General features: G+C 53.2%; 16 protein-coding genes. 11 read left to right on the plus strand and 5 right to left on the minus strand.

Features of this window, described 5'->3' with window-relative positions; all coding sequences use genetic code 11:
• Nucleotides 1–3: 3 nt before the first annotated feature.
• Nucleotides 4–1,047, minus strand: coding sequence for a hypothetical protein (locus ACZ5PT_RS05820; RefSeq protein WP_464265865.1), 1,044 nt, complete (start codon nucleotides 1,045–1,047; stop codon nucleotides 4–6).
• 206 nt (nucleotides 1,048–1,253) lie between these two features.
• Between ACZ5PT_RS05820 and ACZ5PT_RS05825 the strand changes: the two genes are divergently transcribed.
• The 4 genes from ACZ5PT_RS05825 to ACZ5PT_RS05840 all read left to right on the plus strand — a co-directional run bounded on the left by ACZ5PT_RS05825 (nucleotide 1,254) and on the right by ACZ5PT_RS05840 (nucleotide 4,467).
• A complete protein-coding gene (locus ACZ5PT_RS05825; protein ID WP_464265866.1) occupies nucleotides 1,254–1,769 on the plus strand; it encodes a DoxX family protein in 516 nt (171 codons plus the stop codon).
• A gap of 13 nt (nucleotides 1,770–1,782) precedes the next feature.
• Entirely contained in the window at nucleotides 1,783–2,310 is a 528-nt protein-coding gene (locus ACZ5PT_RS05830) for a rhodanese-like domain-containing protein (protein WP_464265867.1), read from the plus strand.
• 87 nt (nucleotides 2,311–2,397) lie between these two features.
• The gene (locus ACZ5PT_RS05835) at nucleotides 2,398–3,246 is read left to right on the plus strand and encodes a sulfurtransferase (protein ID WP_464265868.1); all 849 of its coding nucleotides are present in this window, start codon (nucleotides 2,398–2,400) and stop codon (nucleotides 3,244–3,246) included.
• Between the two features lie 246 nt (nucleotides 3,247–3,492).
• Nucleotides 3,493–4,467, plus strand: coding sequence for a GlxA family transcriptional regulator (locus ACZ5PT_RS05840; RefSeq protein ID WP_464265869.1), 975 nt, complete (start codon nucleotides 3,493–3,495; stop codon nucleotides 4,465–4,467).
• 17 nt (nucleotides 4,468–4,484) lie between these two features.
• On the opposite strand, the gene ACZ5PT_RS05845 is transcribed toward ACZ5PT_RS05840, so the two are convergent.
• A complete protein-coding gene (locus ACZ5PT_RS05845) occupies nucleotides 4,485–5,372 on the minus strand; it encodes a DMT family transporter (RefSeq protein ID WP_464265870.1) in 888 nt (295 codons plus the stop codon).
• 100 nt (nucleotides 5,373–5,472) lie between these two features.
• Between ACZ5PT_RS05845 and ACZ5PT_RS05850 the strand changes: the two genes are divergently transcribed.
• Complete coding sequence (locus ACZ5PT_RS05850) at nucleotides 5,473–5,742, plus strand: hypothetical protein (protein WP_464265871.1); 270 nt, start codon at nucleotides 5,473–5,475, stop codon at nucleotides 5,740–5,742.
• On the opposite strand, the gene ACZ5PT_RS05855 is transcribed toward ACZ5PT_RS05850, so the two are convergent.
• Complete coding sequence (locus ACZ5PT_RS05855) at nucleotides 5,743–6,183, minus strand: PilZ domain-containing protein (RefSeq protein WP_464265872.1); 441 nt, start codon at nucleotides 6,181–6,183, stop codon at nucleotides 5,743–5,745.
• Nucleotides 6,184–6,376: 193 nt separating this feature from the next.
• Between ACZ5PT_RS05855 and ACZ5PT_RS05860 the strand changes: the two genes are divergently transcribed.
• Both ACZ5PT_RS05860 and ACZ5PT_RS05865 read left to right on the plus strand, forming a co-directional pair.
• Nucleotides 6,377–7,138: a hypothetical protein gene (locus ACZ5PT_RS05860; RefSeq protein WP_464265873.1), complete on the plus strand. Its 762-nt coding sequence runs from the start codon at nucleotides 6,377–6,379 to the stop codon at nucleotides 7,136–7,138.
• An 82-nt stretch (nucleotides 7,139–7,220) separates the two neighbouring features.
• Nucleotides 7,221–9,311 carry a carboxy terminal-processing peptidase gene (locus tag ACZ5PT_RS05865; RefSeq protein ID WP_464265874.1) on the plus strand — a complete coding sequence of 697 codons (2,091 nt, stop codon included), beginning with the start codon at nucleotides 7,221–7,223 and terminating at the stop codon, nucleotides 9,309–9,311.
• Nucleotides 9,312–9,398: 87 nt separating this feature from the next.
• Here the strand turns inward: ACZ5PT_RS05865 and ACZ5PT_RS05870 are convergent, their stop codons facing one another.
• Together ACZ5PT_RS05870 and ACZ5PT_RS05875 are read right to left on the minus strand one after the other, a co-directional pair.
• On the minus strand, nucleotides 9,399–10,331 hold the full coding sequence (locus ACZ5PT_RS05870) for a putative 2-dehydropantoate 2-reductase (RefSeq protein ID WP_464265875.1): 933 nt from the start codon (nucleotides 10,329–10,331) through the stop codon (nucleotides 9,399–9,401).
• A gap of 132 nt (nucleotides 10,332–10,463) precedes the next feature.
• Entirely contained in the window at nucleotides 10,464–11,195 is a 732-nt protein-coding gene (locus ACZ5PT_RS05875) for a tetratricopeptide repeat protein (protein WP_464265876.1), read from the minus strand.
• Nucleotides 11,196–11,379: 184 nt separating this feature from the next.
• On the opposite strand from ACZ5PT_RS05875, the gene ACZ5PT_RS05880 reads away from it, so the two are divergent.
• From ACZ5PT_RS05880 to ACZ5PT_RS05895, 4 genes are all read left to right on the plus strand, one after another.
• A complete protein-coding gene (locus ACZ5PT_RS05880; RefSeq protein ID WP_464265877.1) occupies nucleotides 11,380–11,859 on the plus strand; it encodes a CarD family transcriptional regulator in 480 nt (159 codons plus the stop codon).
• A gap of 104 nt (nucleotides 11,860–11,963) precedes the next feature.
• A complete protein-coding gene (gene ispD / locus ACZ5PT_RS05885) occupies nucleotides 11,964–12,677 on the plus strand; it encodes a 2-C-methyl-D-erythritol 4-phosphate cytidylyltransferase (protein WP_464265878.1) in 714 nt (237 codons plus the stop codon).
• Complete coding sequence (ispF, locus tag ACZ5PT_RS05890) at nucleotides 12,677–13,186, plus strand: 2-C-methyl-D-erythritol 2,4-cyclodiphosphate synthase (RefSeq protein WP_464266712.1); 510 nt, start codon at nucleotides 12,677–12,679, stop codon at nucleotides 13,184–13,186. Before ispD ends, ispF begins: the two co-directional genes overlap by 1 nt.
• A 20-nt stretch (nucleotides 13,187–13,206) precedes the next feature.
• Nucleotides 13,207–14,874 carry a glutamine--tRNA ligase/YqeY domain fusion protein gene (locus ACZ5PT_RS05895; RefSeq protein ID WP_464265879.1) on the plus strand — a complete coding sequence of 556 codons (1,668 nt, stop codon included), beginning with the start codon at nucleotides 13,207–13,209 and terminating at the stop codon, nucleotides 14,872–14,874.
• Nucleotides 14,875–14,924: the final 50 nt, after the last annotated feature.

Below are 14,924 nucleotides of genomic sequence, written 5' to 3' on the forward strand. Positions count from 1 at the left end.
AGACTATTTGAGTTGCCAACCTATTTTTTCGATTTTGACAAAATTAGGGAAGCATTTGCGCAGGTAAGCAGTATTGCCTTGCAGGCCGAGGCGTGGATTCAGATCGGTTATTAATCTGCTGCGATAGCCTGGATTACTGCTGTTGCCGGTTTTGTTTTCCAGGGAGAAAGAGAATTTAACCCCGGTCTCTTTATTGATCCAGCTGTGCTGGCTGAAGTAACTCGATGTTTGGCTTTGTCGCAGCATCTGGAAGACCTTTTGGCGGTCGCTTTTCTGCATGATCTGGCGCAAGACATAACTCGGCTTATGGTAGTTTTCGATCCAGTCGTGCATTGGCCGGCGGCGCTGTTGATCGACGGCCAGCCAAGCCTCAATTTCCTGCAAGCGGCGTTGGAGTTGAATCAGTTCTTGTCCTGCAATATTTTTTACCGATGTGACGTTGCGGTTTTTGTCGCCAGGAGTGACACGCCTGTTCTGCAAGCTGTTTTGCGATGCCTGCGGGGTCTGGGCAAAGGTGGCCAGCTCGCGTAGCCGTGGCAGGTGCTGGCGGAGATCCTCCGGTATTGCTGCCCGGTCGAAAGCGGGCAGATACTCGCGCAGAATCAGGCGAAAGTGATCATTCACAGTAGCGGCTGTTATGCCGACCATACCCTCACGTAACGGCTCTGCTGTGGTTAGCAATTGTTTCCAACTTTGCGGTTTGAGCGGCGGTAGGATAACTTTGCGCAGCAAGGGCGGGGCTGTTTTTGCGCTGGCGGAAGCTAAATAGTAGGCGGGGTGCAGAGCCAGGGCAGTGACCTTATTAAAGAGCCGTGGCAAAGTTCCCAGCACGGTTAGATTCTCTGTCTGGCCGGACTGAAGAAAAGAGATGCCGATGGTGTCGTGCTGGCTGCCGCGCAGTCCAGAGTTGACGAGATCGGTTTTGATCATGATGTAGTGATCGGGATCCAGATCGCCAGCGACGGAGATCTGCACTCCTGCATAGACTGGCAGTCCCAAGGTTGAAAGTACGAGGGCTGCGATGAAGCAGCGAGAGATCCATTTCATCCTCCCATTATAGGTGGATATCATGCAAATGCCAGATCCTCACGCTCTCGAGCTTGTTTATGCATGTCCGCCAGCTAGAGCTAGATTTTACTCCTATCGAAAAAACTAATCTATGTCATCGTAAATATCGAAATTATCCATTTGCGCAAGCGCTCTAAAAAGCGGAAACTCCGTCGGGGAATTTCCTCGCGAAGGAGTGTGTATTTGTGGTCAGCTGCTGGCGACATCTTTCTGGTGATTTTGTCCTGCGGACGAAAATGGCTGCCTGGTTGTATCTGTTCGGCCGTTTTGGCTTGGCGGCAGTTTTTATCTGGTCGGGCCTCACCAAGACGATCAATCCGGACTTTTTTGCCGAGACAATTGGCGCATTCGGGTTGCTTCCCGGTCCGTTACTTTATCCCGTGGCCATCCTGTTGATTGTTGCAGAGCTTATCGCCGGGGTCGGGTTGCTGTTCGAAAAAAGAGGTTCCTTGCTGATCATCACTTTGCTGTTGCTGCTGTTTATGGCGGTGCTTGCTTATGGCGTATCTCTCGGTTTGGACGTCGATTGCGGTTGCTTCGGACCGAATGACCCAGAGGCACGGGCGTTTCATGACCTTCGCGGCTCATTGATTCGCGATCTGTTTTTATTGGCAGTCATTGTTTATCAGTATCTCTGGCGTTTTTTTAATCGATTGACTTATCCACGGACAAAGCCATGGATAAGTCAATTGCCCACTTAAGGAGGTTTAAGGAATGTTGAATCGTTACTCCAGCCGATTGATTCTGCTCGTTGCACTGGTGTTCAGCGCCAGCCCGGCATTCAGTTGGGACAACAAGTTCGAGGCAGAAGTAAAGATTGAAAAACAAGCGGTTAAGCTGGCCCGCGAGGTTCAGCGCGGTGGCTATGATTTGGTGACCACCGAGGAGCTTAAAAAGTGGCAGGATGATGGCAAGCAATTGCTGATTGTTGACACCATGCCGTACGAAGATAGCTACAAAAAAGCCCATATTCCTGGCGCAAAACAATTCCTATTTCCGATTCCCGATATGGATAACTGGGATGCCAATGAGACGGCGGGAAAATCGTTGCAGGATTTTGCACAATTACTCGGAGCGGATAAAGAGCGGGTTATTGTTGTTTACTGCGGGTTTGTAAAGTGTACCCGCAGCCACAATGGAGCCCTCTGGGCCAAGACGCTCGGCTATAAAAACGTTTATCGCTATTCGGGTGGAATCTTTGCCTGGAAAGGCGCTGACTACCCGGTTGCGCTGCTCGATTGATTTTTGACCAGCTATTGGCAGCCGATCAGCACGGTTTTCGATAGCTGGTTTCTTTAGTTTTGTTCCGATTCGTTGTGTGAGTAGAGGATGACTCTCCCCTTCAGGTCCCTGCTATATTTCTTTTGTGCCGTATTTTTATCGATTAGCCCTCTATGCGTTATCGATGCGGCGGCGGTTTCCCCGATTCGACTGCTTACGCCGCAAGCGCTGGCAACGCTTACACCGGTGCCGATCATTATTGACGCGCGTCCTCTTTCGGAGTGGCAACGGGGCCATATCCCGCAATCAGTGCCGCTGTATTGGGATGACTTCCCTGCCGTTGAGGTTAAGGGGTTTACTCTCGAGATTATCGCCAACCGCTTGGGTCGGATTGGTATCAGCGAGCAAGCTACGGTTGTGGTTTATGGCGACGCCGGGTCCAGTCTGGGAGGTGAGGGCTGGGTCTGTTGGCTGTTGAAGGCTCTTGGACATAAGGGGCAGATATTTCTTCTCGAAGGTGGGGTACAGGCCTGGAGTAAAAACCATCTTCCTCTTGCGACGCAACCGCCCACTCAGGTCGCTAGCCCCGTCGACTATCATCCGTCTTTAACGCCAGCAGCCGGGATGGCCACTGAGGAGCTTGTTGCGGCGCAGGGGCGGGTACAAATTATCGACACCCGTTCATTTTTCGAAAGAATGTTTTTTGCAATTCCTGGATCTGTTCACATCAATTGGACAAACTTTTACCAAGGTCAGGATCGTATCCCCATTTCGAAGAGTCAGCTGGTCAGGTTGTTGAAACAGCATCGGATTGATCCGCAAAAAACGGTGGTCTATTACTGCACCGGTGGGATCCGTTCTGCGTACGCCTGGACTGTACATGAGTTGTCCGGCTTGCCTCCTGCAATCAATTATGCAGGCGGCACAGCGGCTTGGCAGGATTTCTCCGCTATTTAATTAAGTCCCCTTGCCACTCGGCAAACCAAATCCCTGAGTTTTTAAAGCACACAACTCAACCCCTCTATCGCGTGCTGCGCGGGCGGTTGCGGGCATTGGCCTATTTCAGTGACGAGATGAAAAGATGCATGTTGATGCGATAATAGTCATGTGGATCGTTGGGTTATATTTTTACGAGAGGCTTTATCGATTGAAAATGATGATAATTGTGACTATAATCGCATGAAAATGTCGAAAGGATAATAAATGCTTAAAATCGCCATGATGGCTTACGATAATTGCCTGTTGTCTGGAATCGCTGCTCAGCTTGATTTGTTCACCATTGCCAACTGGGAGCATCGACGTCTGCAGTCGCAGACAAAAGAACCTTTTTGCCAGTTTGAAATAGTGACTGCGGGCGGGGGTCCGGTGACCAGTTTCAACCGGATGCCAGTGATACCCAAACGCGCGTTGAGTGATTGTCAGGATGCGGATCTGATTGTGGTTCCGGGGATCATGGGGCGGCCGGATCGATTGCTGGAGCAACCGGTGCTCATCGACTGGTTACGGCAGCAGGCCCAGCGCGGGGCCATTATTGCCAGTGCCTGCTCTGGGGCGTTTTTGCTTGCCGAAGCGGGCTTGCTTGATGGCCATCCGGCGACCACCCATTGGCAGCTGGCGGAACGCTTCCGGCAACGCTACCCTCGGGTTGATTTGCAGATTGATCGGTTGCTTATCGATGGGGACAGTTATCTGTGTGCCGGTGGTACCAGCGCCCATCAGGATCTGGCCCTGTATCTGGTGGAAAAATTCGGCTCGCTTCCGTTGGCCAAAGCCTGCGCGCGGATGATGTTGATCGACAACAGCCGCCGAGAACAAGCCCCTTTTGTCAATTTCCGTGGGCGTAAAAATCACGGCGATAGCCCAATTCTCAAGGTCCAGCAATGGCTCGATAGTCATTATCGCGGCAAGGTTGTGATTAAGGAATTAGCGGTTCTTTCCGGCTTGAATGAAAGAACTTTTTTGCGCCGCTTCCGTAAAGCAACTGGTGACGCCCCACTGGAATACTTGCAACGGCAGCGCATCGAGCAAGCAAAACGACAGTTAGCTGGCAGCAAGCAGACGCTGGAAGTGATTACTCAGGCAGTTGGCTATGCTGATGTCAGTTCTTTCCGGCGCTTGTTTAAACAGATTGTCGGTGTTTCACCGACCGTTTATCGACAGCGTTTTTCAAGCCCTTGAACTGCCTTGAAGACTACTTAATGGTTTTTGTCTGCGAGAACCTGCCGCGTCGCCTGCATGCTGAGCAGAGTGTGGCAGGTCAGGGTGCCGAGGATCAATAATCCGGCAATCAAAGTCGTCGGGTGAGGAACTTCTGCCAGTATCAACCAGACCCAGACCGGGCCGAGAACCGTTTCGACCAACAGGATCAGGCTCACTTCCGGGGCCGGTAGATAACGTGGCCCGAGGGTGATCATGGCAAAGGCCACCGGCAGGACCAGTCCGCCGAGCAGCAGCAGGTAGCCGGCGTCGGAACTTGTGACCTGCAGAGGTTGGGCTCCGAGAAACAGGGCTGCGGGGACGACCAGCAGGTTGCCAATAACGTTCGCTGGGATCATGTTGACGGCCCGCCCGTGTCGCAGGATAACCAGATTACAGGCCCACATGCAGGTAGCGCCGAGAGCTAGCAGGTCCCCTGTCAGTAACCCGCTTTGCAAACTTCCGGAAAAGATCAGGAGTATCCCGCCGAAGCAGGTCGAGATTGCCAGCCAGGTCCGCCGGGGAATTTTCTCGCGCAGCAACAGCCAACTGAGGAGGCTGCTGAAAATCGGCGTGGCGGCGAGGATAACCAGGGTGTTGGCCGCTGCGGTCTGCTTTAATGAGGTGACGAAAAAGAATGAGCCGCAACAGAGCACCAGTGCTGAAAGCAGCCCGGTTCGACCGACCGCGCGAAAACTCTGAAAGAAGCCTTGGCGATAACGAATCAGTAGAATGAGTGTCATCATCAGGCTGGTGAGCAGGCAGCGCCAAAACAGCAGGGTCCAGATGTCGCATTGGATCAGACGGACGAGGAGCGCATCCGGGCTGAGAATCAGCACGGCCGTGAAGGTGAGTAATAATCCTTTACGATGTTCAGAACGGTCCATAGCGGCGATTGATCGCACAGGGTACCGGGGAATGCAAGTCGCTTATGCGTGCTTTTGTTGAAAGAAAAGCTAAATAACTTTTTCTCGGGAGGGCTGTCGGATGGCCTTTAGTGGAAGTCCTAAAAAATTAGCTCAAGATGTCGCCGCTGGTTACCAGAGTATTTCTCCTCCGGGATTAAAAAAATACACGCCCGCCGACTTAAAGGTACTCCTGTCTAATCTGGGTATTGTGCAACGCGAGGTTCGAGCGACTCAGGTGCCGAATGATGATGCAGGACTGAATAAGGAAAAAAACATGCAATTGTCACGGCTGAATCAGGCCGCGATGGTGTTGCGCAGTTATTGCCGAAAGCAGCGGATACCGATCTGATCAACCCTGTTTTAGCCAGTGGTGAAACTCCCGGTCGACTTCTTCGCCATTGCCGAAGTTAAGTTCCAGCAATCGGCGCAAGTGACTCATCGTCATCGCGTCTTCAGAGACAAAGATGAAACCGAAAAAATGACCGCGCTTGTGGATTAATTCACCGGTGAATTTCATGGTCAGGTCTGAGGAAGGGAGCACGATCGTCACCGGACAGCGATTCCCGATATCCAGAGGGATGTCCTGCTCCGAGCGGAATAAAGCGCCCTGTAGAGCCAAATCGATAAGTTCACAGTGGTAGGAAGTGTCTTCGACATTGACTGTCGCTTCCGTATGGAAAGGTATCCGTCGATAAATCCTCTGTTCATTCATACTGAATCTCCTTCGAGAGGCATTTGCTCCGGTGCCGGTGGTTGGGGTGCTGGTTTGCCATTCTTCCAGCTCGTTCATTTTACCCTCCAAGAATAACGCCAGACTGCCCGCGATCGGTCTGGCCAAGTTTGACAACTGATTTCCAGTTTAGCAGGAATTCTCCTGATTGCTGAGATGCGCAACTCCCGATTGTGGAATTCCCCCTTGCGGTCTACGCTTGGTCGGAAGTAAACTGTCTTAAATAATTCTAAGTCTTGTTTTTGGAAACGCAATGCCTTTAATAAAAATTATCGCCGCGTCGATTCTTATTTTTTGTTTGTTGGGCTGCGTTCGATCGAACGCAGACTTGATACGCCCTGCTTATGAGCAACCGGAAACCGGTGTTTATGGCCGGGTTGCCGGCGCCGCAGCAGGCGCTGTCTGGGTGTATGCTTATCGCACCCGGCAGGACGGCTTTCGCGGCCCTGCCGATTTTGCTGCCAGGGTTGATGGTGGCGGTCATTACCTCCTTGATTTGTTACCGGGCCGCTGGTTTCTGGTTGCGCGATCACGCTTGCAGGATGCTCTTGCCGGGCCACCACAGGCAGGTGATAGGTGGGCGGTTTATCCGGACAATCCGGTAGTTTTACAGCAACGCGAGGTGCGACAAATCGATCTGCGCTTGCAGCCGGTGGCAGCGACGATGTTGTTGCGCGGCGCTTCTTTGGGCCGAGAGGACACCGGGTTTCATGGCCGGCTGGTTGGTCCAGACAAGACTCCGGTCGTGGGTGCGGTTGCTTTGGCCTATCGCGATCAAGATTATCGGCGCATGCCAGAGCATAGTTCGGCAGCTGTTTCCGACAGCGGCTCCTTTACCCTGCTGGTAGCTGAGGCGGGGCGTTATTGCCTGGTCGCCCGGCAAGGGAAACGGGGCCAGCCGGTTCAGGGAGAGCTTTATGGACTGCTTGGCATCGGTGCGGCGGGCTGCCGTGAAGTTGGGCTGAGGGAAATAATTGATGTCGGCGAGATTCACCTGACGCCGTATTTGCGTTAAACTGCACAGATGAACAAGACGCGTGCCCAATCTGGGTGCGATTTTACTGGGTAACTTAATCCCGAAAGATTTTGGGGAGCATATGCGTATTACGAAATCGATTCTGTTATCAGCTCTACTGTTGTTTATTTTGTTGCCGACGGCGAGCTGGGCGAAGGAAGCGGAAAGCTTTGATAATAACCGGGCGCGCTTGCTCGGCCACATGATCCAGCAACAACTCAGTCGCAACCATTACAGCCAGAAGCCGACCGATGACAAATTGTCGCACGCGGCTTTCGATCTGTACCTGAAGCAGCTCGATTTTCAGAAGCGTTTTCTGCTGCTGGAAGATGTCGCTCAGCTTAAGGCCTTTCAGGATCAGATTGACGATTCGATTCGGCGTGGTCAGCTGACTCTTCCGGAAACCGGGCGTAATCTGCTCAACCAGCGGATTGGTCAAGTGGAGGAAATGTCGGCAACGATCTTTGATAAAAAAATGGATTATCAGGTCGATGAGGCCTTCGAGACCGACCCGGAAAAGGTTAAATTTGTCAGCTCTGTTGCGCAGTTAAAGCAGCGCTGGGAAAAAATTATCAAATTCCAGATCCTCTCCCGCTATATCAACCTGCGTGAAGACGAGGTTGGCGTTGATGATGAGGGAGAGCTCTTGCCGGTCAACAGCGAAAAAGAGCAGGAGCTGTTGCAGACTGCGCGGGAAAAGGTCGCCAAAAGCAATAGCAGCCTTTTTGCGCGGATGCTCGAAGAGAGCCAACAGGATCATTATGATCGTTACCTGAATGCCATTTCACGGGCCTTTGATCCTCATACCAGTTATTTGCCGCCGACCTCTAAGGAAGACTTCGACATCCAGATGAGTGGCTCCCTGGAGGGGATCGGCGCAACGCTACGTGAAGAGGATGGCTATATCAAAGTGGTTAAAATCATCCCCGGCAGTGCTGCTTACCGACAGGGGCAATTGGCTGCGGACGATATCATCCTCATGGTTGCACAGGGCGCGGATGAGCCGGAAGAGATCACCGATACCCGCATCCGTGATGCTGTGGCGTTGATCCGTGGCAAAAAAGGCACCGAGGTGCGGTTGACGGTGAAAAAGCCGGATGGCCGCCGCTTGGTAATCCCGATCGTTCGTGATGTCGTGGAGATTGCGGAAACCTTTGTCAAGGGAACGACGGTTAAAGATAAAAACAGCGATCAAACCTTCGGTTACGTCAAGATTCCTTCTTTCTACCGGGACTATAGCGGGAAGACCAAGCGCAACTGTACCGATGACCTGCGCAATGAATTAAAGCGGCTGAAAAAAGAGAATATCTCCGGTTTGATCCTTGACCTGCGCAACAATGGCGGTGGCTCTTTGGGTGATGCGGTAAGCGTTACCGGCCTGTTTATTAAGACTGGGCCGGTGGTACAGGTGCGTAACGGCGATGGCAAGATTCGGGTGATGCGCGACGATGATCGCGAGCTCGAATATGAAGGGCCGATGATCGTACTGGTCAACCGTTTCAGTGCCTCGGCTTCGGAAATTCTTGCCGGCGCGCTACAGGATTACGGTCGGGCGTTGATCGTCGGTGATGAACACACCCACGGCAAAGGGACGGTGCAGGCGCTGCTCGATCTGGATCGTTACATCAATCTGCGTGGCATGGAAAAGTATCTGCCGCTCGGTGCAGTCAAGGTGACGATTCAGAAGTTTTATCGTATCAGCGGCGAGTCTACCCAGGAAAAAGGGGTGACTCCTGATGTGGTGCTGCCGTCACGGCTCGATGGCTTGGAGAGCGGTGAAAAATATCTCGATAACGCGCTGACCTGGGATCATATCAAGTCGGCTGATTATAAGCGTTGGGATAAATCACCGAAAAATGTCGCCGAATTGCGTAAGCTCAGCTTGGCTCGGGTCGATCAGGATGAGGATTTCAGCGAGATTGTTGCCGAGGCCGAAGAGGCCAGCTTGCGACGTAAGCAGACGAAACAGTCGCTGCTGTTAAGCAGCATGTTGCAGGAGCGCAAGAAGTTGCGTGACAGCAGTGATGTTCTTTCTCCCCATGGTGCTGGCATGGCCGGGAAGAAAAAAGGCGAAGAGGAAACACCTCTGACCCTGCAGGAAGAGATTGATGACGATCCCTATGTTGATGAAGGGGTGACCCTGTTGCTTAATCTGCTTGCCCTGCAGCATTAAAGCTTAAAGCCCGCCTCCTGAACGGAGGCGGGCGTTTTGTGCAAATATCCTTGTTTTGAGCATCTGTCCTGAACAGAAGAATATTCTCTAGTTTTCCCCCAGCTCCAGCAAGGTTCGCAGCATTTTTATCCGCGGCATTTCGATCCCTGCCGCTGCGGCCAGATGCAGCGGTGCGGCGTAGATCGCTTCCAGCTCCAGCGGTCGTCCTTGCTGTCGATCGATCATCATACTTGGCTGATAGTGATCCATCTGCTCGGTTAAAAACAGCATCCGCTTGATGAAGGCTGGTCCGTCAATCGGTTCCTGCAACCGCTGGGCATTGGCCCCGGCAATCACCTCCTGCATTATTTTTATGACCAATCCCCGGCCATTTTTGTTTGCCAGCAGTTGGGTGGTGTCCTGACCAAGGAGGGCGCAGAGGCCGTTAAACGGAATGTTCCAGACCAGTTTCTCCCAGCGGGCGCGGTGCAGATCGGCCACTGCTTCGCAAGGCACAGCGGCCTCTTCGAACATTGTCGCCAGTTGTTTACTGCGCGCACTGAGGGCGCCGCTAAATTCGCCGAGGCGGATTTTGCCTTCACCGAGATGCTGGACGACCCCCGGTTCGCCCCGATTGCTGCACAAAAAGGCCACCCCACCGAGGATCCGTTCGGCGCCGAAAGATTTGGCTAATAACTCTTCATTGCCGAGACCATTCTGCAGCGTAAGGATGGCGGTTTCTGCTCCGAGCAGCGGCCGAACCAGTTCTGCCAGGTGCTGGTTGGCAAAGGTTTTCAGGCCGACGATAACGAGATCGACGCTGCCGATCTGTGCGGCGTTGTTAAAACACTGCACCTCTGGTAGGTGGAAGTCGCCATTGACCGAAAAGATCTGCAGTCCGTTGTTGGTAATGGCTTGAAAATCTCGCCGCAGTAAAAAACAAACAGTGTGGCCGCTACGTTGCAGCATGGCGCCGTAGTAGAGACCGAGGGCGCCCGCCCCGACGATGCCGATCCGTAATTTTGTGCTCTTGGTGATCATCAAAATCTAACCTTCGCTTGCAGCCAGGGGGCCTGATTGCGGATACCGAGTGATAGCCCGCCGCGCTGGCGGAGTTTTTGTTTGAGGGTTTCTTCGCGGTCACGATTTATTTTGTGCGCGTTATTCATGGCGTTATAGGATGTTGCCGCCGTACCAGCCGATTTCAAAGAGGGAAAGAATGCCGGCAACCGCGTAGTTCTCATTGTTCCAGGCTTCGATCGCTCCGTAAATAAAAGCGGCGTTAAGGGCAAAGGCAACCGCCGCTTGCTGCGGTCGCTCAGTGTAGAGTTGTCCGGAGCCTGGGAGGATGGCCGACAGGGTTCCTGCCAGTTGCGGAGATTTGCGCGGCAACTGATGATAGCTTGCCAGCGCAGTATGCAGCTCTTCGGCATCCTTTTCCGGCAATTGGGTGACGCTTAGCTCCGCCTCTTTTAGGCGCCCTTCCTCCAGATAGCTTAAGCCGATGTGGAAATCGTTGCGGCTATTAGCCTGGAGCGCCGATTTTTTCAACTGCTGGTAGCGTTCTCTGGCCGTTGGGTAGTCTTCGCGTGTAAAAGCCGAGTCGGCGTACAGCTGGTGGGCCTGCCGGGCAGCTGGGCTGTTTGGGTAGTTCTGCCAGACCTTTTCCAGCGCCCGGTCGCTCGACTGCCAGCGCTGGCCGACCATTAAGCTGCGGGCAATTGCCAGTTGCGCCTGTGGGGCACGTGGATCTTGTGGCTGATAGTGTAGAAAACGCTTGTATTCGGTGATAGCACGGTAGTGGTCCGCTTCTGCCGCTAAGCTTGCCGCGAAGCTGAATAGGTCCGGTGGTTGCGCAAAAAGGAGTGTGGGGCAGAGCAGCAGGAGGATCAAAAGAACAGGCATGCCGCGAATTTCCTTGATTGAGGGCTAATGTGAACGTGGTAAAGAGCGATATTAGCATAGGGAAGTTAGCGCTTCCATCGAAAGGCTTTTTTCTTTTTTGGATCAATCATTTATGGCGACTTAGGATTTGACTGGGATATCTGTTTTGTGCTACTCTGCAATATTCGAGCAAAGGAGCGTCATTTTGTTTAAAGTTGGAGATTTAGCGGTTTACCCGACCCAGGGGGTCGGTGTCATTGAGGAAATCGAGTCACGTGAGTATTCCGGGCATAGCCAGCAGTTTTATGTTCTGCGGATTGTCGACAGTGACATGAGGATCATGATTCCGGTCGGCAATGTCACTAATGTCGGCATGCGTCGCTTGATTGATCAAAAACATATCACCAATATTTTCGATGCTCTGGCAGAGCCGAATGATCCCGGTAAAATTGCCTCTTGGAGCCGTCGTCAGCGGGAATATAACGACAAGCTGAAGACTGGTGATCTGCTGGAAGTCGCCGGAGTGCTGCGCGATCTTTACCAGATCAGCGCCGGCAAGGAGCTTTCCTACGGCGAAAAGAAGGTTCTCGAGCAGGCCCGCAAGCTGTTGGTCACCGAAGTGGCTCTGGCTGAAGGGGAAAAAGAAGATCAAGTGACGAAACGGTTGGAGAATATCTTTCACTAATCGCTAGTAACATGGCAGAATATCGGACCAGGTGCAGATTGCACCTGGTCTTTTCTGTTTTTGGGCGGTAATTTCTTCTGTTTTTTGCTTTATAAGGTCTGCTGATGAAAGCAACGGTTCTGATTCCGGCTGCGGGAATGGGGCGCCGCATGGGCACTTCGGTCAATAAGCAGTACCTTGATCTAGCTGGTAAGCCGATTCTGGCACATACTCTGGCCCGGTTTGATGCACATCCGCAGATCGAACATATCTATCTGATGCTGCCAGCCGATGAAATAGACTATTGTCGGCAGCAGATTATTGCGCAGCATGGTTTTACCAAGGTCCGCCGGTTGGTTGCCGGTGGAGCCGAGCGGCAGGATTCGGTGCGCAATGGGCTTTTAGCCTTAGCTGAAGACGGTTTGGCTCAACCGGAGCGGATCGTGCTGGTGCACGACGGTGCGCGGCCCTTGTTTAATGTCCAATTGCTGCCACAATTGCTCGATAGGATCGCTCAGCAGGGCGCCTGTATCATCGCCGTTCCGGTGAAAGATACGATCAAGCAGGTTGATGGTGGTCTGATCAGTTCGACACCCGAGCGGAAACGGCTCTGGCAGGCACAGACCCCGCAGGGCTTTCGCTACCAACTGCTTGCCGATGCTTTTCGTCAAGCCGATGCCGAGCAGTTTCTCGGCACCGACGACGCCTCGCTGTTGGAGCGCTATGGCGTACCGGTGGCGGTACTCCCGGGCGACTACCGCAATATCAAGGTGACAACCCCGGAAGATTTACCGGTTGCCGCCGCTTTTCTTGACATGCAGCAGGAGGAATCGGCATGATGCGCATCGGCCACGGCTATGATGTTCACCGGCTGGTCAGTGATCGCGAGCTGATCCTTGGCGGTGTTAAAATCGACTACCATTACGGCCTGCTCGGTCATTCCGATGCCGATGTCTTGCTGCACGCTATCTGTGACGCTATCCTCGGTGCCCTAGGTTTGGGCGATATCGGCAAGCATTTTCCCGACAGCTCGGCAGAGTTTGCCGGCATCGACAGTCGCAAGCTGCTGCGTGATGTTATTGGCAAAGCACAGGCTGGCGGCTACGTGATCGGTAATCTGGATAGCACCATTATCTGTCAGCAGCCGAAGTTGGCAGCGCATATTCCGCTGATGGCCCAGCGGATAGCGGAAGATTGTCAGGTAGGGATCGAACGGATCAACGTGAAAGCGACCACCACCGAAAACCTCGGTTTTGCCGGGCGCAGCGAAGGGATTGCCGCTGAGGCGGTGGTTTTGCTGCAAGCAAAGAAACAGATTCAGGCAGTCAACGCTGCCGTTATTTCATAGCTCAGGAAGAGGACAACCCCATGAGTACAGCGGAAACCGCCAGTAGTTCCAATTTCATCCGCACCATCATCAATGAAGATCTCGAATCCGGCAAGCGCGATCAGGTGATCACCCGCTTTCCGCCGGAACCGAATGGTTATTTGCACATCGGTCATGCCAAGAGCATTTGTTTGAATTTCGGACTGGCCGCAGAATATAAGGGGCGCTGCAACCTGCGCTTCGACGATACCAATCCGACCAAGGAAGAGGATGAGTATGTCGAGGCGATCAAAGCGGATGTCGCTTGGCTCGGGTTCGATTGGGGCGCGCAGCCGCTGTTTGCCTCCGATTATTTCGAGCAACTTTACCAGTGGGCCATCAAGCTGATCGAAAAGGGTAAAGCCTACGTTGACAGCCAGAACGCCGAAGAGATGCGCGTCAATCGTGGCACTTTGACCCAGCCAGGAACCGATAGTCCCTATCGCCAGCGCAGTGTCGAGGAAAACCTCGAACTGTTTGAAAAGATGAAAAATGGTGACTTTCCTGACGGATCACACATTCTGCGGGCGAAAATAGACATGGCGGCGCCGAATATGAACCTGCGTGACCCGGCCATGTACCGCATCCTGCACGCTGATCATCATCGTACCGGTGACGCTTGGAAAATCTATCCGATGTACGATTTCGCCCACGGTCAGGAAGATTCCATCGAGGGCGTGACTCATTCGATCTGCACCCTCGAATTTGAGGATCACCGCCCTCTTTACGAATGGTACCTCAAGGAGCTGGAAATCTTTGCCCCGCAGCAGATCGAGTTCGCCCGCCTGAATCTCAGCTACACGGTGATGAGCAAGCGAAAACTGTTGCAACTGGTCAACGATAAACATGTTGAAGGCTGGGACGATCCGCGCATGCCGACGGTCTCCGCAATGCGCCGCCGTGGTTACCCGGCCGCTGCCATCCGCAGTTTCTGCGAACGGATCGGCGTAGGCCGCAACGCCAGCTGGATCGATCTGTCGGTGCTCGAAGGCTGCGTCCGCGAGCAGCTCAACGAAAGTGCGTTCCGGCGTCAGGCGGTGCTTAATCCGCTCAAGGTGACGATCACCAATTATCCGGCCGATCAGGTCGAAGAGTTCCAAGCGCCGAACCACCCGCAGCAGCCAGAACAGGGCAACCGGGTGTTGCCGTTTTCCAACGAACTGTGGATCGATCGCGATGATTTTATGGAGAATCCACCGTCGCCGAAAAAATACTTCCGTCTTGGCCCTGATCGCGAAGTGCGGCTGCGCAACGGTTATATCATCAAGTGTGATGAATTCATCAAAGATCCCAATGGCGAGGTGATCGAGCTGAAATGCTCCGCCGATCTCGACACCCTCGGTAAAAATCCAGAAGGACGCAAGGTCAAGGGGATCATCCACTGGGTCTCGGCTCGTCATGCGGTGAAGGTCCCGGTGCGGATTTACGACCGCTTGTTCAATCAGGAAAATCCAGACAAGGCGGAAAACTACCTCTCGGCCCTCAATCCCGAATCGTTGCAGGTCACCGAAGCGTTGGCCGAACCGAGTCTGCTGGAAGCCAAAGCGGGCGAGACCTTCCAGTTTGAGCGGGTCGGTTACTTTACCGTCGACAGTAAGGATTCATCTGCGGGACAGCCGGTTTTCAATCGCGCTGTGACGTTGCGCGATACTTGGGCGAAAATGAAATAGTAGGGGCGACCCATGGGTCGCCCGCCTATAAATTCGTACAAAGAAAATCG

The organism is Desulfuromusa ferrireducens, from assembly GCF_055389805.1.